The following is a 21348-nucleotide window of genomic DNA, read 5'->3' on the forward strand; positions in this document are numbered from 1 at the left end:
CGAGGTATCGCGACCCGGTATGACAAGAGCCCGGAAAGCTACCTCGCCGGCCTTCACCTTCGCGGCGCAATGATCTGGATCAAGGACCTCACCCGAACCCATTGATCACGACCGAATACACGTCCTAGTACTGCAACGGTGTTTATAGTGACGAGGCTTCAGCTCTTGGGATGTGGCCTCGTCGTTTGTAGTGGCTGGTCCGGGCCTGGTGTTGGCGTCGGCGGCGCCATCGGGACCAGTGCAGGACGTGGGCGATGCTGCGGCGGACGGGCCGGGTGAGGTGGGTGACCAGTCGGCGGATCTCGGGGACGGTGAGGGGGATCAGGTCTGGCGTTCGAGCGGCTCCGGCCCCTTTTCGAGGTGCTGGGCCCGCAGGACGGTGAGGTAGGCGTGGGCGGCCATGGCGAGGGTGATGTGCCGCTTCCAGCCGTCGTAGCGCCGGACCTGGTAGTCGTCCAGGCCGCACTGGCCCTTGGCGGTCTGGAAGCACTCCTCGATCACTTAGCGGGCGCCCGCGACGGCGATCAGTTCGTTGAGGGTGGCGTCGGCGGGCGCGTAAGCGATGTAGTAGGCGATCTTCGTGGGCTCAGTGAGGCTTCGGCGGGCCAGGACCCAGTGCTTGCGGTCCGGGCGATGCCAGGGGCGGACCTCCACGCGTGCCCAGTCGTAGATCCGCAGGCCGTGGGCGCCCTCACCACAGGAGCGGCGCTTCCATTTCTGGCGGGGCAGGTCGGCGATCAGGTCGTGGAGCGGGTGGTCGAGGGCCCGGCGGGTGACCACGGTGTCGTGGCGGGTGGTGGCCACAACGTGGAAGATGTCGGCTTGTTCGAGTTCGGAACGCCAGCCTTTGCTGTGGCCGTAGCCGGCATCCGCGGTCACCCAGTGGAACGGGATCTTGTCGTCGATCGCCCGGCGGACCATCCGCCGGGCGATCTGGACCTTGGTGGCGAACTCGACCTCGTCGCCGATCCCCGCCCGCCGGCAGCGTTCGCGGTCGTCGGTCCAGGATCTCGGCAGGTAGAGAGCCCGGTCGATCAGGGTCCGGCCGCGTGGCCCGGAGTAGGCGAGGAAGACCCCGACCTGGCAGTTCTCGGTCCGGCCCGCCGTGCCGGAGTACTGCCGCTGGACGCCGGCCGAACGTACGCCCTTCTTCAGGAACCCGGTGTCGTCCACGATCAGCACTCCGCCCGGATCGGCCAGGTGCTCGACGACGTACGCGCGTACGTCGTCGAGCACCCCGTCCGCGTCCCAGTCGATCCGGTTCAGCAGCCGCTGGATCCGGTCCGGACCGCCGTGACCGGCCTCCTCGGCCACGGTGTGAGGTCGGTCCGGGGCGCCCTGCCGACGTTGCCGCCGGTGGGTTTCCCCGGACCGCCTCCCGAACCGGACGTGCCCGTTTCCAGGCATCCGGCTCTCCACAAGCCCTCTCAGGCGACCGCTTCGATCGTGGTCCCGCAGGTCCACGGCGAGGGGATCTTGGCTCCGCGATACAGGTAGCGGTTGGTCCGCATCTTCGCGGCCTTGAACAAGACCACCTCGCCGTCAGCGGGCCACCATCGACCCGCGCAGTAACGACGACGCAGGGTCTTCCAGTTGGTTCGGCGATGCTTGCGCCGCAGCCATCCGAAGACCTGTCGCCAGGTGAAGGCCGACAGGTACTGGAAGGTCGCGGACGACACGCCGTGCCGGAAGTACGCCGTCCAGCCCCGCAGCACCGGATTGAGCCGGTGGAGCACGACTGCCAACGGTAGGTTCGTGTCCTCGACCTGGCCAACCCGCAACAGTGGAACGGCTACGCCTACAGCCAGAACAACCCCGTCAACCTCAGCGACCCGAGCGGCCTCAAGGCTGAGGAGTGCGGCACCCTCTACGACTGCGGCACGGGCGGCACGATCACCATGACGAACTACGCCGAGACAACGAAGGACTACGTTCCGAACGAAGCCCAGCGCCGCTACTACGGGACGATCAAGGACGACACCCAAAACGCAAGCCACCAGTGGATAACCAACGAGATCACCAGCCACCCGGGCTTGCTCAAGAAAATGCCGCCCATCAAGCCAAAGAGCCCATTCTGGCAACACGTCGATAATGTTGTCGCCGGTGCGTACCAGGTGGTCAATGATCTCAAGGGATGCGCGCTCGGCTGGGGCCTGGACGCCTGCAAGCCACTCGCTCACGACCTAAACCCGATAGAAGCCTTCACCGGGACTATCGACTTTGTCGACAATATTGTCCAAGAAGTCCGGAACGGCGAATACGGGGCCGCGGCCGGAGATCTCACAGGCTTCTTCCTGGTCGCGCTAGTAACACACAAGGCCACCAAGGGAATTCGCCCCGGCGAAAAGCCGAAAATCCCGTGCGACAGTTTTCCGCCGGACACCCAGGTCCTCATGGCCGACGGAACCACCAAAGCAATAGGTGATGTCGAGGTCACCGACGCCGTCGTCGCGGCCGACCCTCAAACAGGCGAGAAATCACCCGAAGCCGTCACCGCAAAAATCGTCACTCCCGACGACACCAAGTTCACGGAAGTGACCCTGTCAGCCCCGGAAGAGAAGGCCGCCTCGCAGACGACCAGGACTATGACTCTGGTCTCGACCGCCCATCACCCCTACTGGGACGACACGACCAGGACCTGGACCGAGGCGCAGGACCTCCAGACCGGCCACCTGCTCTACTCCCCCGGCCACGGCCCAGTCGTTCTTCTCGCAACCCGCACCTACACCACGGCACCGCAGACCGCCCTCAACCTGACTGTTGCAAACCTCCACACGTACTATGTGCTGGCTGGGGCTACGCCAGTCCTGGTGCATAATTCGAGCTGCGGTCTTCTGACTAAGACAGACAGGATCGCCGAGCACCTCACGTTCCGAGACCTTGATGCGGCCAGGCGAGAACTCGCCGGTGAAGTCGTGGCAAGGAAGCCGGACGGAACTCCGTGGGATCATGTCGCTGAAGTTCGAGATGCGCAGACGGGCCTCTTGAACCGCATGCACCAGATCAAGGTCCAGATGTCGAAGGCGGGAGTCGATGATCCGAGCTTCCCGGGGCTCCAGGCTGAACTCAGCCAAGCCAGTAAGCTGCTTGACTACTCCGAGAAATATGCCCCGAGGCACTGATGACAGACTTTAGAGAAATGCTCGACCGGGCAAAATCAGGGAAGCTGACTAATGAAGAGCTCAGCGCCGCCATGAAAGCAATCTCCGCAGGTTGCGAAAATCGGCGAGACCTGTATACGGCCTTGCATTTGGTTGGGCTCGCAGGCTCGCCTGCCCAGGCAGAAGCCGTTCAGAGGTACCTCTGTACGCCGGCGGACCCCATGCTGTCTCGGCTTGCACTGCAGATTCTCTGCGACTACTGGGGGATGTCTTCTGAATTCTTGCCTGAGCTCCAGAGATTCCTGACCGGAGTTGATTGGGACATTGATGGCGATGTTCGAGAAATTGCCATTCCCATCGCGGGCAGGCACCTCCGAGAGGTGGGAGGGCCCGTCGGCCTGGCTCAGGCATTGACGAATATCGCCGAGGATGGGGGAGAGCTTGATTTCGTACGAGAAGGAGCCCTGCGCGCCCTGGCCGCCGCGCTTGGAGATTCGCTTCTCGATGTGTCATCTCCCGCAGTGCGAGTGCGTGTTGGATCTACGCAAGCGGTAGATGTCCTGGCTCGCGCAAGGAAGAGATATGCCCTGCAATAACTGGCATCAGCGAATTATGATCCGGTGATTTGAACGGGAGAAGCCCCGCCAGAGTCCGTGCCGGCTCTGGCGGGGCTTCGCGCTGTTTTGACGGTAACGTCAGCGGACGGGTTCTGCACTTGGCGGGTCGTCAGGGATCTCAGGTGCCCGGAGTGCGTTGCCGAGGGCGTTGATGGCTTGGCGCTGGAGGCGGAGTCGGACGTGAAATGGTGACGTCGGGTATTGGAACTATCCGAATGCCTGCCGTGTAGAGCTGCTCGGGGCGGACTCACAGGTAGTCGAAGAAGCGGCCCCACCAGGTTGGTGGGTGGTCCAGGCGGATCGGTAGGCGTTGAGGGCTTTGCGGAGGCGCCGCGCTTCGGGGGTGTCGGGTAGGCGGAGTCTGCGGTGGGAGAGGTCGGCGGTGGCGCGGCGGACATCGGATAGCACCGCGGTGTCGGCCCTGGAGACGCAAGCGAAAGCCTCGCTTCCGGTCGCTGCGGCCGGGCTGCACGACCTCGGACGGCAACCCGGATGGACCCGGGCCCCGGGCCTGTTCTACGTCCGCAGGAACGGGCGGGCCCTCGCCTGGACCGAACACGGTGTCAACCGCCTCGACGGCTGGGGCGTCGTGATCGAGGGCCACTTCCTCTCCTACACCGCCGACCCGCAGCGCCCGCTGGCCACCACCACCGTCGAACAGGCCGCCCGGCTCGTCCGTGACGCCCTGGGCGGCGGGCCTGGTCGACGCCGACACCGCACCGACCCGCACCTGACCGGCCGAACACCGGCGTCCCAGGACCGGGTGTCCGCCGGCCCCGCGCGGGTACGCTGATCCCCCTACGGCCCCAGCGGTGATTCCGCGCCCCGCTGACGCCCCGCCAGGGCCCAAGATTCCCCCTCCTGTTTCCCGACCTGTTCCCCCTCCAACTCCTCGACCACCAGCCACCACCGGAACGATCGCGTTTCCGTAGGTCAGGCACCCGAATCAAGGCCAGCTAAACCCCGGCAACCTCTCTGTGCCCTTGTCCTTGTCTGTGTGGTGGTTGGTTGTTGGCGGTGGGCCTGGGGCTTGCGGCGTTCTGTGCGGCGCTCCAGGGCCGCTGCTTGGCCCTTCTTCTCTTCTCTCCGGCCGGTCGGCCGCGCCCGCTCGATGACCGGGCTGGATGGTGGGCGGGTCGGAAACGCCGTGCGGGGAGGGGTGGCCGGCCACCCCTCCCCGCACGGCATCCGCCCAGGCCACGGCGGGGCGTCGTGGCGGCAATCATGTTTGAGCGCAGGCCAGAGCGCTGGTAGCGTCCGCATGCTCGCGGCAGTTCGGCCTCGGAGCGCTCGTCCACGGGGGGACCATGCTCACGCGCGTGCCTTGCCGGCACCGGTGCCGGCACTCGCCGTCGCGTCCTGATGCCCCGTCCGCCGTTCGTTCGTGATGCGCCGCCAACCCGGCTGCCAGCAGGAGGAATTTTTCTATGAGTGCCGTCTGTCCCCAGTGCGCTTCGGCGGATCAGTGCGTGCTTGTGCCGCGAGCTCAGGTGGACGGCGACCTTGATCGGGGAGTGCGGGCGGCACTGGCCCCGCCGCCTGAGCCGCAGCCGGGCCCGGTCCGCCTGCACAACGTCTCGATCGCGTTGTTCGCCGTCGCCGGCTTCTTCCTCATGACCGGCATCCTTGCCCAGCTGAAGTCCGGCGATCAGGACGGTTCCAGCAGCGCCTACCAGGCGGGTGCCTGGGTCGGCGTGTTCCTGCTGCCCGGGCTGCTGGCCGGCGTCGGCCTCATCGTGCACTCCACGACCCGCGAGCGCCGCACCGGCACGTCCGTGGCGGACATCGCGCGGCGGGGAATGTGGCAGCGCCACCTCCAGACCTGGCAGGCCGGCTGGCTGTGCCGGAGCTGCTGGACGGCGTTCTTCCCGGCCGGCACGTTCCACCCGGATTCCCCCGCCACGCCCGCTATCCCCCTCGCCCACTTCCCGCACTGGGTGATGACCGGCACCGCCCCCGCCCCCGGCCGGACGGAGGCGTGAACCCGGCCCCCGCCCGGTCGTTCGCCACCGCGCGGGAGCCAACCGCTCCAGTGCGGTCACAGGTTGTGGAGGTAGGCGAGCTGGACGGTGCGGGCGGCCTGCTCGGGGGTGTCGTGGAGCATCGCGTCCTGGGTGGCCTGGTCGCCGATGAAGTAGCCCTCGTACACCGCCACCCACCGGTCGCCGAGGCCGGGCAGGCCACGCTCGACCCAGCCGACCTGGTGGCCCTCACCGAGAACGAGGTACACGTCGGGGTTGACGGTCCATCCCGCGAGCGACCACCAGTCGCCGAACACGTGCGGGTTGAGGACGACGGCGGCGTCGCTGTCCGGCAGCCGGCGCAGCGCCGGGTCGGTCGGGACGGTGACCTCCATGGGCTCCGGCCCGGTGGGCGCGGCCGGAGGAGGGGCGGTGGCGGTCTGCTGGGTCAGGTGGCGGTCCACCGGGCTCGCGTAGCGCGCGCTCGCCCGCGGTGGGGGAGGTTTCTCCCCGGGGCGCCATGGGCGAGACGGACGGGTTCGTGGCAGTGGGCGAGGTTTCTCCCCGGGGGGCTTCGGTGCCGTCCGGGCGGTCCTGGCGGCCGAAGGGGGCCTGACCTGCGGGCGCCGGGGTTTCTCCCCGGGGCGGCGTGGCGGGTCCTTCGGCACCGGGTGCCGCCGCCCGGCCGGCAGGCACGACAGCCGGATCCGCCCCAACGGCGCCTCGGGGGGCCACCGGGACGGGCCGCGTTTCACCCCGGGGCGAAACGGTGGCCGCCGGGGCGGCATCAGCGGGCGTGCCCTGCCGGGTCGGGTGAGCAGCCAGGATCCGTTCGGCGAGCTCGCGGTGGCGGGCGGTCAGGGCGTGGGCGGCATGGAGGACGCCGTCCAGGGCCTGGCGGGCCAGGGCGGCGTCACCGCTGCGGGCCGCACGGTCGAGCTGGAGCAGGAACACCCTGTCCTGGCGGCGCAGCTTCTCGCCGAGCTCCAGCAGCTCGACCGCCTCGGGGTTGCCGACCAGCCCGTCGGGCAGTGGGGTTTCACCCCGGGGCGATTCCGAGGCCGCCGCAAGCGCCTGCTCCTGGCGTTCCCTCTCCCGCTGGCGGTCGCTGCGCGAGGAGCAGGCCTTCGAGCAGTACTTCCGCGGGCGGCCGCCCTTGCCTTTGCCGCCCGGCTCCATCTCCTTGTCGCACACGGCGCAGGTCGGCGCTCCGAACAGCATCGGCTCAGCGACCGCGTTTACCCCCGGGGAGAAACTCATGCCAGGATGCTATCCCTGCTCTGAACTGGGGTTTTCCCTCGGGGCTGAATCGTCGGCACCACCGCACACGCGCAACCGGCGTTGCGCGCCACCACGGGGCGCGGGCGTTCGGCACCGATCCGGCGATGGCCGTCGAACGGCTGGTGGACGCGCTCCGGCAGCAGCTCGCCGCCCGGCAGGACGCGATCGGCGAGCTGGGCCGCGAGCTCACCGAAGCCGCGCGGAACAGGCCGCTGCCCGGGTGGGCCGCCGGCGCCAGGCGCGCATCGAGGGCGTCCGCTGGCGCCATGCCTGCCAGGCGCTGTTGGAGGCCATCGCCCGCCACCATCACAGCCCCTGCCAGACGGGGAACCGGATGGCAGGCCGTGGTGATCACCGGTACCCGGGGCACGGAAGAATGACCAGGTGACCAGCAGCCAGCCCCTGCCCCGGGGCCTCACCTCCCTGATCCCCGACGCCCGCACCCAGGCAACCCCCGGCGAGCGCGCCGCCTCCCAGCTCCTCCACCTGCGCGAGGCCACCATCCCGGTACCTGTCCTCGCCGCGGCCGCCGAACTGATCACCCCGCAGCTGAAAGACCCGGACCCGGCCACCCAGGAGGCCGCCGCTCCGGGGCGGTAACCGACCGCCCGGTTAACAAGCTGGCGGCTGAGCACCGGGAAGAGGCCCTCGGACTTGAGAGCCCCCTCCCGGGAGAAGGCCTGGCGCGTCCACACCGCCCTGGGGGGGATTGAACAACCCGACTGAACGCGAGGTCGGCTTCATCCCGTGGCGGCTTTTGGGCTCGGCTTGGCTGGACCCCAAGCGGGGTCTGCTCCAGTCACCCGAGGCCGGCTACAGGACCTAGCACTCGTAGGCGTACTCAGCGCGGCCGTCGGCCGGATTCCAGGAGATGCTCAGGGTGCGCCCCGCATTGATGGTGATGCAGGCGGGGTCCCAGGCCCAGTCGACGGACACCGTCGCTCGGATCTGGTAGTTGCAGATGTTCTTGATCGTCGCGCGGCCGTTGGCGTTGCTGGCGAGAGACGCACAGCCGGTGGTGATTCCGGTGGTGTCCGCAGGAGTTGCGGCTGCTGGCGAGATCCCGGTTGCGACCAGAGCCCCGGTCGCGAGAGCCAGGCCGAAAGCCGTAAGGCCGGTGCGGGTGGAAGGCATCGTTTTCTCCCTGTCAGGATGTCGGTAGCCAAAGCCCAACAGGCTGCTGGGGATTGGCTGAGATAAGCGTGCCGAAGAACGGTCAGGGAGTCCTTGTGTGCCAAGGCGACTCTCCTACGTGGCGTTCCCGGGGTGCCGTGTGGCGTGTGTCCAGATTGCTGTGGAGCCTGTTCCCCTGCCTTGGACAAAGGCGCACTCTCTTCACGGGATTCGGCTGACGCGCGCCCGCCCGTGGGCCGCAGATGGAGGTTGAAACGCCATGGAGTCAAGGAACAGGGGCGGGTACGCGGAACGTCGCGCACCCGAGCGGTTACGGGCTCAGGTCGTGATGTACCGAGGTCATCGCACTGCGGGGCCGAGGCCGGTCAGGCTCACTCTTCCCTCCGCCACAGTGACGTTGATCCTGGGTTGGGGAGATCCCCTGCGCCTGCTCCGCTGCACCCGGGGTGTCCCGGCGGAGCGGACCACGTCGCATGCGGTGCTCGCCGGTCTGCACACATCATCGGTGAAAGGGGGCTACGAGGGAGTTGCGGAGTCGGTCGAGGTGGAGTTCACCCCGCTCGGCGCGTACACGTGCCTGGGGCTGCCGCTGCACCACTTGGCAAACCGCCACATGCACCCGGACGAGGTGCTGGGCACCGGCTGGTCGGCGAGGCTCACCGAGCAGCTCATCGCCGTGCCGGACTGGGAGGGGCGCTGGGCGGTCATCGACAACGTCCTGACGCGGCGCATGGCGGACGCATCGCCCCCCTCGCCGGTCGTCGCCGAGGCATGGAGACGGCTGCGTGCCAGTCACGGGCAGTTATCCGCCAAAGATCTGGCTGTTGCCACGGGCCGCGGCAGCCGGCGGTTGCAGGTGCTGTTCCGAGAACAGATCGGACTGCCGCTGCAATCCGTCAGCCGGATCCTGCGGTTCCAACGGGCGCTCACCCTGCCGTCCGAAACCCGCCGGTCGCTGGCCGATCTGGCGGCTCTGTGCGGCTACTACGACCAGGCGCACATGACCCGTGACTTCCGTGACCTGGCCGGACTCACCCCCGCGCAGCTGTGCACTCTCGCCGACCATGCCGCCGCCAGGAGCGGGGCCCCTGCCGACGGACGGCTGCCCAATGTCTTCGACCGCTGAACCACCGTCTCTCGAGCTCGAACCGCTCCTTCCCAGCACGTCCGGTCCTCCATGTGGCGGATGTGTGACGAATTAGGTGGAAACCAGGGCAAAGGAGACTCCTGATGACCACCACAACCACTCACTTGTTCGAGGCTGCTGACGGCATGTTGCTTGCCTCGACTGCCGGGAACCCCGACGGTGCGGGGGTGACAACGATCGGAAGCACCGTTTCGGGCGAGGCCGGCGGGGACGGGCTGAGCCTGGATCTGCTGGACGCGCTCACGCTGCTGGCCCGGGACCGGGTGCGGGCCGGCGGGTTGAAGCTGCTGGGCGAGGGCGGGCTGCTGCCACGCGTGGAGACCGTCGGCTCCGGCGCCGGGCGCAGCCGGGCCAGCGGTGTCGACGATGGGGTGCGGGCGGCGGTGAGGTACTGGGGGATGACGGCGGTGAGGCCGGCGGCGGCCTTCAGGAGGATCGGGTCCCGCGCGTCGATATCTGCGCCGGCCTTGATTCGTCGCGCGTCGTTTCCGGTCTCCATGATCGGGAGGGTATCCGGCCGCCCGGACAGCGCGGTGACGCCGGTGGCGTGCGGCCGGCCCCTGCGCATGCGCAGGCCGTCCGCGCGCATGCACATGGGGCGGTGTGCGCGGGGACGGCAGGCGACGATTGCGCAGGCGCGGCCGGTTCTACTCGGGCGGGGTGTGGGCGAGGCCGCCGGGTCCGAGGGCACGCCGGGCAGTGGGTCGGGCGGGCTGGGCCGGGGTGTCGGGTGTGGCCGGTGCCGGGGCGGTGAAGGGGTCCAGGTGCTGCACCGGCAGGAGGCGCTCGCCGAGCGGCTGGTCGACCGCGGCCGCCTGGTGGGAGAACGGCTGGGCCAGCGGGCGACGGGCCGGACGGCCGGGTTGGTCATCACGCATGGCTGAGAGTCTGTCACCCCGGGGCGGGTCCGGTGACGGTATCGGCCCCATGCGCGTGCGGCGTCCCGTAACCCGATCGGCCCTACGCGGGTTCACCCGGTCATGACGACCAAGACGACGACGGTGACCGTCCTGCCCGGGCGCGACGCAGGCCCCTACCCCCGAGGACGTCCTGCAGCCGGGCCCGGATACAGGGGAGCGGTGGCATGCGGTGAACGAGGCGCTCGCCCTGGCGGGCGAGGCGGGCCGACGGGCCGCCGGATGGGTGCCAGAACTCGCCGCCCGGCAGATCGAGGAGGGCCACTGCGCGGTGCTGGAGCGGGCCGCCGACGCCATCGAGCGGACCAGCGGCCGGGAGATCGTCCCCGGCGGCGAGGGACAGCTCGACGACGAACTGCGCTACGCCCTGGCCGCCGGCCTGGTGACCGGCAACCCGTATTCCGGCGGCCTGCCGGTGCTGGGGGCCGGGGAGCGGGTCGCGCTGGCGGCGGTGTGCGCGGTGGTCGCGGCGATGCCGGTCACGGTGCTGAACGACCCGGTGCGTGAGCTGCCCGTGCTGTGCGCGGTGATCGACGATGCGCTGGCCCTGGCCGCGTGGGAGCCGCTCCTGGCCGGGGACACGGCCGGGCGATGACACGCCCTCCCGCCCCTGCCGGCAACGCCGGGTTAGGGCGGCCGCGGGCGGGCAGGGGGAGGGTGTGGGCGAGCGGCGGGACCAGGAGCCGGGCTGCCCGGTCGGTGAGGCCGAGGCGCGGCGGCTGACCTGTGTGCTGCGCGAGTCGGTGGAGCAGGTGCGCGCCGCCGTCCTGGTGCTGGCTGAGCGGGTGCGCGCGGCGCACCGCGGCCGGGTGTGGATCGCCCTGGGCTATCCGTCGTTCCCTGTTGAATCGGCGTGTCTGAGCCGTAGCCTGTCCCCCTAGGTTGATCAACTCGGCGGGGGTGTCATGACCGGGGGCGGGGCTGTGGACGAGAGCGGTCGGACAACGAAGGGCCTGGTCGCCGGGGAACCGGTGTCTGAGGACAATGCGGCACAGGGGGCAGCGGGTCCACCGCCCGCTCCCCCGCAACCCACGGTGCCACCCCACCCTCCACGGCCCACAGTGCCTCCGCAGGTGCTCATACCTTCGGGCCGGCCCCGCGGGTCGCGGCGCAAGCGACGGACAATCGCGTTCGGACTGCTCACGCTGGCGATGCTGCTCATCGCACTGACCTACGCTGCGGCTCAAGCCGCTTGGTATGGCGGACTGGTGGTGCTCATCGAGGTCTTCTACCACCCGCTGCCGTACGGCGGCGTGGTACTGGTGCTGGTTGTCCTCGCCATCCTGATCGGGATCCGCTCCTGGATGACCAGGACACTGCTGCTGGTCCCGCTTCTCGGCTGCACACTGCTGGCCTCGCCCCTCGCATTGCTCTCCTTCGGCAGCATGCCGCACAAGACCGCGGACCGGCCGGCTCCCGGCCGCTCCGACCGCAGCCTGGTGGTCCACGAGGGCACCGCGATGATCGATCCGCTCTGGTGGGTCTCGGTGGACGTCGGCTCCGGCCTGACCGCACGACGGTGGCCGGTCGGCTACTTCAACGGCGACGCCCCCGATAACGCACTGACCTCGGCGCAGTGGGACGGACCCGACCGGATCAAGCTGGCCACCCAGGGCGGCCAGGTGTTCGTGGTCGCCCTCGACTCGGAAACCGGCCGGCCCGAGCGCCGGGTACGAGCAGGCTGAAGGCCCGATCCTGAAATGACGAGGATCTCCATCGCGTGGACCCGACCGGAATTGTGTGAACGCTTCGGCCAGCAGAGCCAGCCCGTGCCCTGCTACGAAGGCAACTCGTGTTCAACACGCCGACTTGACGGGGAACCGTCGTGGGGCGCGTACGCGGCATGAGCTCCCTGGGCGCCCTCTCGGCGTCTCCGGGGCGCCCGGGTGGGTGGCCGGGGCTGGAGGGCAGCGCGTCGATACTCATAGAACAATTGTTCGATATCGACCTTATGTGATCAACCGTCAGTAATCGGCCGCTCGTGTCCCGTCTCAGTGGTGGCTTCGTTCACTTCTAGGGGCAGCGTTTGTTCGCCGGTTTGGGCAGCAGTTGCGGATCTTGAGGCCCGTGAATGTTCACGAGCGCGAGCGACGCGTGGTGCCTCGCCCGTGGTGCCTGCAGGGGTCACTGCCCGGCGGGTGGCCGGGTGAGTTCGGCTTCGATCTTGGCCAGCATCTGGCCGAGGAGGTGGAGGGAGCGTGCCCGTGTCGGCACTTCGCGCGCTGTTCCCGTCCAGTAGGCGTCGGTGAGCTGCTCGGTCACGGCGAGGATCCGGTCGTCGTCCTGGGCGGCGAGTACGAGGACGAACCGCACGTAGTCGCCGATGTCGGTGCCCTGGGGGTGCTGGTGGGTGAAGGTCTGCAGGTGTGCGGTCAGGGCGGGCAGGGTGCGGTCGGTGGGGAAGAGGACGGCGAGGCCGGCGAGAGCCAGCCGGACCGCGGGGCATTCGGCCGGCCAGCGGATCAGCAGCTCCGGGGTGTGGGCCTGGACCGCGCCGCGGGCCCGGGCCTCGCTGTCGGGATCAGCGCGTTGCGGGGTGGCCGTCCAGGTCTCGGCGAGGTGGCGTTCGGCAACGGTGGCAGCTCTGAACAGCAGATGGACGGCTTGGAACCGCTGTCGGGCGGGTACCCGGTCGTCGACGGCGAGGGCCGCGAGCAGGGCGAGGCCGTCGGCGGTGGCGGGCTGGCAGGTGTCCTGGTGGAGGATCTCGTTGTAGAAGTCGCCGAGGAAGCTCCGGTCGTCCCAGCAGAGGTCGGTCGCGGTGCCGAACAGCATCGCTGCCTGGGGCGGCCTGCGGCCCGGCAGGCGGTCGGCGATGACGTCCCGGAAGAGCCGCCGGATCGGCGGACCGGAAGTGCTCGCGTCGTGCCGGCTCTGCTCCGGTTCGGCGTGCGTGTCCATGGCCAGCGCAGCCTACTGGAGCGCCTCGGGCCGACGACCGGCAGCCTGGACGGGACTGGCAGGTCGTCGGCCCGGAGCCACAGGCGACCCGAGCACCCCGATGCTGACCTGACAAGTACCCCAATGACGCCGAAACTCGTGTCGCCGTTCAAGGGGTGCTTGCTGAGCATCAACGGCTCGATGGAGGCATCACTCCCGATTCGAATCCTGTGCCGGTCGGCGGCACGGCTGCACCATCCGGTTCGGCAGGACCAGCACCAGCGACGGCACGGGGGCGCGGCTTCCCAGCGGTGGCGGTGATCATTAAGGTGTGGAAGCTGTGAGCATGCGTGGATCCGGTGACGACCTGTGGGAAGAGTTCGTCAAGGAGTTTGAGAAGAACAACGCGGTACGGGAGCCGAGTGTCGCCGAACAGGCGCGCCGGCCCGTGCGACGAAGCGCGCGACGTCGGCTGCTGCTTCCGGTGGCCGCTGGGCTGCTGGTGGCAGCGGGCGCGGGGGCGTACCTGCTCCGGCCGTCGAGCCCTGCACCGGCCGCACCGCCCGCGCTGGCTGCGCCGGCATCGTCCGATCGCTCACCGCACGTGGCGACGCCGTCGATCGGTGCTTCGTCGGCGGCATCCGGCGCTCCGGTCCCGGCGATGCCGCTGTCCGTCTTTCCGGTGCAGGTCCAGGGGTACACGCTGGTGGCGGGCGTGGCGCGCTCGAACTGCACCGGCCCGGACACCGTGGCGCCGACCCTCGCCGGGTTGATCACGCAGGGCCACGGCTGTCTCGGAGTCGACCTGGCGCTGTACAAGGACGCCGAGGGCAACCAGTACAACGTGGCGCTGTTCACCATGGCGGACCAGGGCGACGGCGTGCACCTGGTGAGCTTTCTCGGCTCCCACGCCGACTCGTTCCAGGTCGCCGTCCATGTCCCGCCCACGGATTCGGGTCTGCGCCGGTTGCCGGCCGACAGCGGCCGCGTGCAGAACTTCGCGGCCTACGGGCACGGCGTGGTCGTCGGTTCGGCCCAGTGGTCCGACGGCCGGACCGCAGACCTCGACAAGCTGTCCGATCAGCTCTCGCCGCTGACCGACGCTGTCATCAAGAACGTCCCCGTCTGACGGGGCGCCCCGCCCGACTCGGTCCTCCGCGAAGGGCGCGGCGCCCTCCTGGGCGCCCGCTGTCGGCGACAAGTGAAAACTGGTTTCGCGCCCTGCCGGATCGCAGCCAGAACGAGACGACCGCCCAGGAGAGCATTCGGTCGGAGCGGGGCACATCGGCGGCCGGGCGCCGCAGGGTGCGCAGATGGCGCCAGGACAGCACGAGGAAGAACGGCAGGATCATGGCGGCCATCAGTGCGGCGTTGCCCATGTTGGTTCCTCTCCTCGGTGCCGGCCCGGCCCGGGCCGCAGTGAATCAGCCTGTCACGCAAGAGCGGCTGGACGCAGGGATCGCGTCAAGTCCGCTTGACGGTCCCCGCCGGTGGCTCGGCGGCCCGGGCCGGCTCCGTGGGGAGGACGTCCGCGGGGGTCATGTCGTAGCGGATCCGGCTGGCGCGCACGTGGTGGCGGAACCCTCCCCCATTCCGGCGTCGCCTGGTCTGCCTGGACCTCCAGGACGACCTCGGGCAGCACCGGTAGGTAGCGGCCCCGGTGCCCGCTGCCGGGCAGGCCGACGACGGTCTGCGGCAGGTCGCGCACGTCCCCTTCCGGGTGGAGCAGCGGGGCGATTTCCGCGCGCAGCGCGTTGCCGATGGGCAGGGTGACGGCCACGGGGCGCAGTCGGCCGGTGTGGTTCGGCTGGGCGAGGACGAGGGCCTGGTGGGCCGGGTCGGTGGCTGTCACGCCGACGACGATGAGGTCGACGGGGTGGCGTTCGCGCCACTTGAGCCAGCCGGCGGCGGGCTTGCCCGGCCGGTACGGGGCGTCGGTTCTCTTGAGGACCAGGCCTTCCACTCCGGGTGCGGAGAGCCAGGCCAGCGCGCTGGGGAGGTCCTGGGTCGCGGGAACGGTCGCGGCAGTTCGCCGACGGCCTCCTGCACGACCGGGACGCTGTGGTCGCCGGGCTGTCGAGCAGCTGGAGCTCCGGCCAGGTCGAAGGCCAGGTCACCAGGGTCAAACTTCTCAAGCGCGCCGACTATGGCAGAGCCAAACTCGATCTACTCCGCACCCGGATCCTCCTACGAGTTTGAGGCCACAGAGAATCAACTCATGGAGGACATCATGAGGTTTCTTCACGCCCGCTATGAAGCGGACTGCCATGCCTATGCAGAGGTGGCCCACCGCTTCGGCGGGGACGCTCTCCTCGACAGTCATCTGCCGATGCTCGACCTGGTGAACATGCTGGCCCGCGACTACGAGGCAATGGATTCCTCGGACCCGCGCTTCGCGGGTCTCGCCTACGCTCTCCGCGCGCTCGCACAGTCGTACGCCGAGCACCCCGACTACCGGGAGGCATGGAGACCGCAGGATTGACCAACGGGATCTGCCTCCAGCGCGTCACAAGATCAGCGCCAGAGCCGGTGAACGTGCTCACTGTCCTCTCGGTTGAATCAGCTTCGGCGCCGGTACGCGCCGGGGGCCAGCCCGTGCGTGCGCTTGAACGCGTTGGCGAAGGCGAACTCGGAGGTGTATCCGACCTGGGCGGCGATGGATCTCAAGGGTGCTTCCGTCGCCTGCAGTAGGCGGGCTGCCGTGGTCAGTCGCCACCAGGTCAGATAGCCGAGGGGCGGCTGACCGATCATCGAGGTGAAGCGCCTGGCGAACGTTGCCCGGGAGAGGCCGGCTTCCGCGGCGAGTTTCGCCACGGTCCAAGGCGTTGCCGGGTCCCGGTGGACTGCGTGGAGGGCGGCGGTGACCGCCGGGTCGTTGAGTGCTGCGGCCCAGCCGGTGATGCTGTCGCGGGCGGGCTGTTCGGCGATCCAGATGCGCAGGATGTACATCAGGAGCGTGTCCAGGAGCGCGGGGACGGTTGCGCTGGTGCCCAGGCGCGGATTGCCCACCTCGGCGGCCAGGAGTTGCACCGCCGCGTGCAACTCGGGATGGCGGTCCCGATCGGCCGGCAGGTGGATCAGGTCGGGCAGGGTCAGCAGCAGGGGGTGGGTTCGGGACGGGTCGAGCCGGTAGGCGCCGCAGAGCACCACGGTGGCCGGGCCGCCCTGGTCGAGCCGGTCGACGCTGTCCGACGCGTAGGGTCCGGGCAACTCGGCGTCGTCGGGGCTGCAGACCGGGGCTGTGGCTGCGGTTGCCGGGCTGTCGGCCAGGGTGTGCCCGCTGCCGTGCGGCAGGAACAGCACATCGCCCGCGTCCAGTTGGACCGGCGCCGCGTGCGGCGACAGGAGCCAGCAGTGGCCCTCCAGGATCACCTGGAAGCCTGCCGAACCCGGTACGGACGCGAACTGCTGTCCCCAGGGTGCATGCCATCGCACGTACGCCGACCGGGGCCGGCCGGTTCGCGCCACCGTGATCACGTCGCTGAGCACGTCCATGGGGCGAGCGTACGCATGAGACGCACGCGCATAAACAGGGCACCCTGGCGCATGGATCGTCTCCGTGGACGGCCGTAGGTTCACGGCATGAAGATGAAGACCGCGCGTATCCACGCGTTCGGCGATGCGTCCGTGATCCGCTACGACGACGTTCCGCGGCCGCGACCCGGCGCCGGTGAAGTGCTCGTCCGCGTCGCGGCGACTTCGTTCAACCCCACCGAGGCCGCGTTGCGCGCCGGCCTGCTGCAGGCGTTCCTGCCCGTGGATCTTCCCTACACGCTGGGCTGGGACGTCGCCGGCACGGTTGCCGAGATCGGCCCGGGGGCCGAGGGGTTCACCGTCGGCGACCGGGTCGTCGGGCGGCTGGAGGGCGCCGGCGCGGCTGCCGAGTACGTTCGGGCGCCGGGTGCCCTGCTGGTTCCGGCACCGGCGTCCGTTCCTCTCACGCACGCCGCAGCCGTGCCGGTGGCGGGCCTAACGGCCTGGCAGGCGGTGTTCGAGCACGGGAAGGTGGCCGCTGGCCAGCGCGTGCTGGTCCACGGCGCGGGGGGAGGGGTCGGCGGCTTCGTGACGCAGCTCGCCAAGCACGCCGGAGCCGAGGTGATTGCCACGGCCAGCGCCCGCAGCGACCAGGCAGTCCGGCGGCACGGGGCGGACCACGTGATCGACTACACCGCCGGGCCGGTCGCCACCGCGCTCGATGACCCTGTGGACACTCTGCTCAATCTCGTTCCGCTGAGTTCGCGTGATGCCGCTGCTCTGGCATCCGCGGTACGGCCAGGCGGGCGGATCGTCTCGATCGCAACCCCCATCGAACCGCCTGCCGACGCCGGGGTGAGGGCGATGCACATGGTCGCCCGCAACGATGCGGCGCACCTGGCGGCGCTCGTGGAACTCGTCGACGCAGGGAAGGTCGCACTCGACATCAGCGCATCACACCCGCTGGCCGACCTCGCGGACGTCCACCGCCTCAGTGAAGCCGGCCGTATCCGCGGCAAGGTCGTCATCATCCCCTGAGACCGGAGGCCGTACCCTGTTCCCGGCTCCCCAAGCCCAACTCGATGAGCACGTTCATGTGTACGCAGCTGAGCAAACGATCGGCCCTACATAGGTTCACCCGGTCACGACGACGAAGACGACGGTGACTGCCCTGCCCGGGCGCGACGCGGCCCGGTACCCCCGAGGACGCGCAGCAGGAGGGAGAAGGGAAGCGGCGGCAGGCGGTGAACGAGGCGCTCGCCACAGCGGGCGAAGCGGGCCGACGGGCCGCCGGATGGGTGCCAGAACTCGCCGCCCGGCAGATCGAGGAGGGCCACTGCGCGGTGCTGGAGCGGGCCGCCGACGCCATCGAGCAGACCAGCAGCCGGGAGATCGTCCCCGGCGGCGAGGGACAGCTCGACGACGAACTGCGCTACGCCCTGGCCGCCGGCCTGGTGACCGGCAACCCGTATTCCGGCGGCCTGCCGGTGCTGGGGGCCGGGGAGCGGGTCGCGCTGGCGGCGGTATGCGCGGTGGTCGCGGCGATGCCGGTCACGGTGCTGAACGACCCGGTGCGTGAGCTGCCCGTGCTGTGCACGGTGATCGACGACGCGCTGGCCCTGACCGCGTGGGAGCCGCTCCCAGCCGGGGACACGGCCGGGTGTGGATCGCTCTGGGCTATCCGTCGTGGGGCGCGTACGCGGCCGGGGAACTGGGTGTCTCGCGGTCGACGGCATACCGGCTGCTGGACCTGGCGGCCGTCGCCGAGGCGATCGAGGACGTCGTCGGCCGCCAGGCCGGGCCGGAGCTGTCCCACGCGTGGGACAGCCCCCTGGTGCTGCCGGTGCGGGCGGTGGTCGAGATCCGCGGGCGCCTGGCGGAGCTCGCGGACCTGGTCGCCGAACACCTGGCGCAGGCTCGCGCCGACGTCGGCGGCCGGCAACTGGATCCGGGCCGGATCGGTGCGGCGGTCGCGGCAGCGGTAGCCGAGCTGCGCGGGCGGCCGGACGTGCCGGACGCTGAGTTGGAGAGCGCGCCAGGCCCGGACGGGTACCCGGTCGAGGCATGGCGGGCGCTGGTGGCCCGGGGGCACGGCCTGGCCCAGGAGCGACTGATCACGCACCGCGAGCTCGGGCTGCTCGCCCTTCGGGTGGTACCCGGCTACGTCGCCGAGCGGGACGCCGAAGAGGTCCTGCACGTCCTGGGCGAGGAGATCGGCAGCAGCGCCGAGGAACTGCTCGCCTGCCGCCGGTACGCGCTGACCGGCGACGCGCGAGCGACCGAGCGGTTCTGACGCACCGCAGGTCAGCGCGGCACGGGGTGGCGCAGACGGCCGGGTCCCGGGGGGGGGGGGCAGGGGGGTGTTCCGCGGGGCCCGGCCGGTGGGAGGCCAGCAACGCCGGGGTCACGGCGCGGCTGCTCCGCTCGGCAGCCCGGTGGTGCTGTGGTGGGGCCGCCGTGCCGGGAATGCTAGACCCGCTGGTCAGCAGGCGGCCAGGGCTGTGGTCTGGGATTTTTCGGCCGTGCACATGCCATCCGGAGGGGCGGAGACGCGGTCCGCGTTCTCCGTGATCAGCACCTCCCGCACACCGGGGGAAGCTCAGTGGAGAACCGGCGTCGAGATGAAGCTCAAGCAGGCCGGGCGCCCGGACAACGACGCCTCGCAGGCCTCCGCAGCCTGACCGGCCCAGGCGAGGTCGGCCGGCACCGCGCAGAGCCCCGTGGTGGTCGCGGGTCGCCGGGCTGGCTGCCCTGCGCCCCGCCCTCCCAGACCAGGGCGACAGCAGGTTGGTGACGGCGGCGGCCGGGACCACCAGCGCGCCGTCCTGGCCACGGTGCACCGGCAGCTGAAACGGATGCTCGCGGTACCCGTCAGTCGCCTCGTTCATGGATTTCCTCCGCTGCGATTCCATGAATTCGGTCAGGTGGTACACAAGAAAAATCCCGGCCGCCTTTTTAGGGCGGCCAGGACTGGCATTTTCGGCGACACGGGGTCGCTGTGGGGCTGTCAGCGGTGTGCCGATCGGGCTCCGCGGCCCCGATTCCACGGCTGGCCGGCGCAGCCGGGCGGTGCCGGTCTCGTTGGCGAACAGCAGCCCATCTTCGTCCAGGCGGTTCGCCCGGCCGCACCCGGCCCACGGCTCTGTGCTGCGGCCGACCAGGACCGCCAGGTGCAGAACTTCGGCACGGCCGCCGACCGCGGCGGCAGGCGCGTACACGCGCTGACCGTCGACCAGGTACAGCGAACTCAACACAACTTCCAGGGAGTTGGGGAAAGCGTCAACGCCTGCTGGCCTTCGCCGCGCAGGCGGCTGTGCCGGGCGCCGGTGCCGACAGCAAGGGCTACACCTCGACGTCCATCCAGGCGACGTCGTTCAGCTCGACGTCGAGGCCACGGGCGCGGCGGCCACCGTCCCTGAAGTACTGGTCGCGCAGGGCCTCGGTGAGGACCGCCTCCTGCTGGACCTGGGTGGCTCCGGCGTCACGGGCCTCGTACAGCCGCCGGCCGCCGAGTATCCGAAGGTGGCCGGGATGTGGAGCATGAAAGGTCAGGCCGGCGGGCCGGCGTAGGCGGTGTGCACGGGGTCGGGGACGTGCGTGACGGCGGTGCGGAGGCCAGTGGGGCGCAGGTCGGTGCTCTCGAAGGGTTCCAAGGTCTCCCGGCCCTCGGGCATCACCTGGTGGTACCAGCGGCGCAGCAGCGGGTCGGGCTCGTCCGGGAGGTAGAAGGAGTTGTGGACGACGGCCTGCGCGCCTACCAGGCCCTCCTCACGGGCGGCCGGGCTGTCGAGGACGGTCACCACGTCGCCGTTCTCGAACGGCGGTGGTGTCGCGGCCTCCTCCTCGCCGACCTGGGCGCCGCGGACGGCGGGGTGCAGGAAGGTGTCGGCTCCGGTGCGTTCCCAGGCGGGCCAGTCGCCGTCCTCGTCGGGGCTCAGGCCCAGGGCGCGGAGGCAGTCGGTGGTGGACGACGAGGGCACGAGTTCCACGTCGTAGGAGAGCAGTTCCGGGGTGCGCCGGTACGGGCCCCGGGAGATGACCGTCACGCGGCCGAACGGGGCCAGGACGGCGGCGATCTCACGGGTGAGCGCGGTGTCCTGTTCGGCGGGGGCGTCCAGCCAGAGGTTCATCCAGACGAGTCGGTGAGGGGCCAGGGCCATGGTGCGGTCGTCTCCAGGGTGGGGCGGTCGGTGGTGCCGGGCAGTTCGTGGCCGGTCGTTCCGGTCGATTCGCTGACGGTGGAACGGTGTTGGGGGAATGCGGGAGAAGGGACGGTTCCGGCCCCGATGTTAGCTTTCTCCATCGGGGCCGGAAGGTGTTACCGCCCTGGGCGGTTCACCGGGGTCAGTGCGTCACGTATCCGTCCGGGGAGATGTTGGCGTGCTCGAAGTCCTTCCCCTGGTTCTTGCCGCTGGAGAAGATGGAGAACTTCGTTCCCTTCTTCACCTGGACGTCCCACTCGTCCTTCCCGTCCGTCGCCTTCTTCCAGATGTTGCCGTAGGCGTCCTCGAAACCGCCGCCGCGTTCCGGCTTGCCCATCCAGCCCTTCGGCGGGACGAAATGACGGAGTTGCAGGCGGTGCACCGCATCGTCCTTGGGTCTCGGAAGCTCCACGGCCCCCAGCCGCCGACCTTCCATCCGGGGGCGACCGACAGCTCGTACTGGTAGTAGGCCCGGAACTCCTCGGGGTAGAGGTATCGCGGGTCGGTGCCGGTGAACTCCCGCCGAGCGTCGACGGCGTCCTGGCGCTCGCCGGCGTGCACAGCATCACGTTGGCCGCCCGCCCTGCACGGCAGGGGTGAACCGTCCTGGCCGGGCCGGCGGTACGTAGTCAGG

At 69.9% G+C, this 21348-nt stretch carries 22 protein-coding genes and 1 pseudogene; 14 read left to right on the forward strand and 9 right to left on the reverse strand.

Annotation, left to right across the window (positions count from 1 at the left end; all coding sequences use genetic code 11):
- Positions 1–321 precede the first annotated feature (321 nt).
- Positions 322–1407: pseudogene (locus ACIRRH_RS40155) on the reverse strand (IS701 family transposase).
- A gap of 20 nt (positions 1408–1427) precedes the next feature.
- Positions 1428–1997, reverse strand: coding sequence for a group II intron maturase-specific domain-containing protein (locus ACIRRH_RS40160; RefSeq protein WP_403077833.1), 570 nt, complete (start codon positions 1995–1997; stop codon positions 1428–1430).
- On the opposite strand from ACIRRH_RS40160, the gene ACIRRH_RS40165 reads away from it, so the two are divergent.
- The 3 genes from ACIRRH_RS40165 to ACIRRH_RS40175 all read left to right on the forward strand — a co-directional run bounded on the left by ACIRRH_RS40165 (position 1899) and on the right by ACIRRH_RS40175 (position 5700).
- Positions 1899–3122 carry a polymorphic toxin type 28 domain-containing protein gene (locus tag ACIRRH_RS40165; protein WP_403077835.1) on the forward strand — a complete coding sequence of 408 codons (1224 nt, stop codon included), beginning with the start codon at positions 1899–1901 and terminating at the stop codon, positions 3120–3122. The two genes, ACIRRH_RS40160 and ACIRRH_RS40165, sit on opposite strands and share 99 nt — an antisense overlap.
- A gap of 1008 nt (positions 3123–4130) precedes the next feature.
- Positions 4131–4511, forward strand: a complete 381-nt coding sequence (locus ACIRRH_RS40170) for a hypothetical protein (RefSeq protein WP_403077838.1) — start codon at positions 4131–4133, stop codon at positions 4509–4511.
- Positions 4512–5232: 721 nt separating this feature from the next.
- Positions 5233–5700: a hypothetical protein gene (locus tag ACIRRH_RS40175; protein ID WP_403077840.1), complete on the forward strand. Its 468-nt coding sequence runs from the start codon at positions 5233–5235 to the stop codon at positions 5698–5700.
- 56 nt (positions 5701–5756) lie between these two features.
- Here the strand turns inward: ACIRRH_RS40175 and ACIRRH_RS40180 are convergent, their stop codons facing one another.
- Positions 5757–6143, reverse strand: a complete 387-nt coding sequence (locus ACIRRH_RS40180; protein WP_403077843.1) for a hypothetical protein — start codon at positions 6141–6143, stop codon at positions 5757–5759.
- 349 nt (positions 6144–6492) lie between these two features.
- On the opposite strand from ACIRRH_RS40180, the gene ACIRRH_RS40185 reads away from it, so the two are divergent.
- Together ACIRRH_RS40185 and ACIRRH_RS40190 are read left to right on the forward strand one after the other, a co-directional pair.
- Positions 6493–6963, forward strand: coding sequence for a hypothetical protein (locus tag ACIRRH_RS40185; RefSeq protein WP_403077845.1), 471 nt, complete (start codon positions 6493–6495; stop codon positions 6961–6963).
- A 381-nt stretch (positions 6964–7344) separates the two neighbouring features.
- Positions 7345–7560 (forward strand): hypothetical protein, encoded by a 216-nt coding sequence (locus ACIRRH_RS40190; protein ID WP_403077848.1) that lies wholly within the window; start codon positions 7345–7347, stop codon positions 7558–7560.
- A 222-nt stretch (positions 7561–7782) separates the two neighbouring features.
- Here the strand turns inward: ACIRRH_RS40190 and ACIRRH_RS40195 are convergent, their stop codons facing one another.
- On the reverse strand, positions 7783–8094 hold the full coding sequence (locus ACIRRH_RS40195; protein WP_403077851.1) for a hypothetical protein: 312 nt from the start codon (positions 8092–8094) through the stop codon (positions 7783–7785).
- Between the two features lie 391 nt (positions 8095–8485).
- Between ACIRRH_RS40195 and ACIRRH_RS40200 the strand changes: the two genes are divergently transcribed.
- The 5 genes from ACIRRH_RS40200 to ACIRRH_RS40220 all read left to right on the forward strand — a co-directional run bounded on the left by ACIRRH_RS40200 (position 8486) and on the right by ACIRRH_RS40220 (position 11843).
- Positions 8486–9220: a helix-turn-helix domain-containing protein gene (locus ACIRRH_RS40200; RefSeq protein ID WP_403077854.1), complete on the forward strand. Its 735-nt coding sequence runs from the start codon at positions 8486–8488 to the stop codon at positions 9218–9220.
- 104 nt (positions 9221–9324) lie between these two features.
- Positions 9325–10125, forward strand: a complete 801-nt coding sequence (locus ACIRRH_RS40205) for a hypothetical protein (protein ID WP_403077855.1) — start codon at positions 9325–9327, stop codon at positions 10123–10125.
- A gap of 205 nt (positions 10126–10330) precedes the next feature.
- Positions 10331–10753 (forward strand): hypothetical protein, encoded by a 423-nt coding sequence (locus tag ACIRRH_RS40210; protein WP_403077858.1) that lies wholly within the window; start codon positions 10331–10333, stop codon positions 10751–10753.
- A gap of 64 nt (positions 10754–10817) precedes the next feature.
- Entirely contained in the window at positions 10818–11039 is a 222-nt protein-coding gene (locus tag ACIRRH_RS40215; RefSeq protein ID WP_403077859.1) for a hypothetical protein, read from the forward strand.
- A 270-nt stretch (positions 11040–11309) separates the two neighbouring features.
- On the forward strand, positions 11310–11843 hold the full coding sequence (locus tag ACIRRH_RS40220; RefSeq protein WP_403077860.1) for a hypothetical protein: 534 nt from the start codon (positions 11310–11312) through the stop codon (positions 11841–11843).
- 439 nt (positions 11844–12282) lie between these two features.
- On the opposite strand, the gene ACIRRH_RS40225 is transcribed toward ACIRRH_RS40220, so the two are convergent.
- Positions 12283–13059, reverse strand: coding sequence for a hypothetical protein (locus tag ACIRRH_RS40225; RefSeq protein WP_403077862.1), 777 nt, complete (start codon positions 13057–13059; stop codon positions 12283–12285).
- A gap of 310 nt (positions 13060–13369) precedes the next feature.
- Here ACIRRH_RS40225 and ACIRRH_RS40230 point away from each other — a divergent pair, with 310 nt between their 5' ends.
- On the forward strand, positions 13370–14167 hold the full coding sequence (locus ACIRRH_RS40230; protein WP_403077864.1) for a hypothetical protein: 798 nt from the start codon (positions 13370–13372) through the stop codon (positions 14165–14167).
- Between the two features lie 303 nt (positions 14168–14470).
- On the opposite strand, the gene ACIRRH_RS40235 is transcribed toward ACIRRH_RS40230, so the two are convergent.
- Entirely contained in the window at positions 14471–15001 is a 531-nt protein-coding gene (locus ACIRRH_RS40235) for a hypothetical protein (protein ID WP_403077865.1), read from the reverse strand.
- 255 nt (positions 15002–15256) lie between these two features.
- On the opposite strand from ACIRRH_RS40235, the gene ACIRRH_RS40240 reads away from it, so the two are divergent.
- The gene (locus tag ACIRRH_RS40240) at positions 15257–15520 is read left to right on the forward strand and encodes a DUF6221 family protein (protein ID WP_403077868.1); all 264 of its coding nucleotides are present in this window, start codon (positions 15257–15259) and stop codon (positions 15518–15520) included.
- A gap of 77 nt (positions 15521–15597) precedes the next feature.
- Here ACIRRH_RS40240 and ACIRRH_RS40245 read toward each other — a convergent pair whose 3' ends face one another.
- The gene (locus ACIRRH_RS40245) at positions 15598–16533 is read right to left on the reverse strand and encodes an AraC family transcriptional regulator (RefSeq protein WP_403077870.1); all 936 of its coding nucleotides are present in this window, start codon (positions 16531–16533) and stop codon (positions 15598–15600) included.
- A gap of 87 nt (positions 16534–16620) precedes the next feature.
- Between ACIRRH_RS40245 and ACIRRH_RS40250 the strand changes: the two genes are divergently transcribed.
- Entirely contained in the window at positions 16621–17550 is a 930-nt protein-coding gene (locus tag ACIRRH_RS40250) for an NADP-dependent oxidoreductase (protein WP_403077873.1), read from the forward strand.
- Positions 17551–18172: 622 nt separating this feature from the next.
- The gene (locus tag ACIRRH_RS40255; protein WP_403077876.1) at positions 18173–18805 is read left to right on the forward strand and encodes a hypothetical protein; all 633 of its coding nucleotides are present in this window, start codon (positions 18173–18175) and stop codon (positions 18803–18805) included.
- Positions 18806–20060: 1255 nt separating this feature from the next.
- On the opposite strand, the gene ACIRRH_RS40260 is transcribed toward ACIRRH_RS40255, so the two are convergent.
- Both ACIRRH_RS40260 and ACIRRH_RS40265 read right to left on the reverse strand, forming a co-directional pair.
- Complete coding sequence (locus ACIRRH_RS40260; protein WP_403077879.1) at positions 20061–20672, reverse strand: hypothetical protein; 612 nt, start codon at positions 20670–20672, stop codon at positions 20061–20063.
- 184 nt (positions 20673–20856) lie between these two features.
- Entirely contained in the window at positions 20857–21096 is a 240-nt protein-coding gene (locus tag ACIRRH_RS40265; protein ID WP_403077882.1) for a hypothetical protein, read from the reverse strand.
- Between the last annotated feature and the right edge of the window lie 252 nt (positions 21097–21348).

Origin of the sequence: Kitasatospora sp. NPDC101235 (assembly GCF_044767505.1) — a bacterium.
In the GTDB taxonomy this organism is placed as follows: domain Bacteria; phylum Actinomycetota; class Actinomycetes; order Streptomycetales; family Streptomycetaceae; genus Kitasatospora.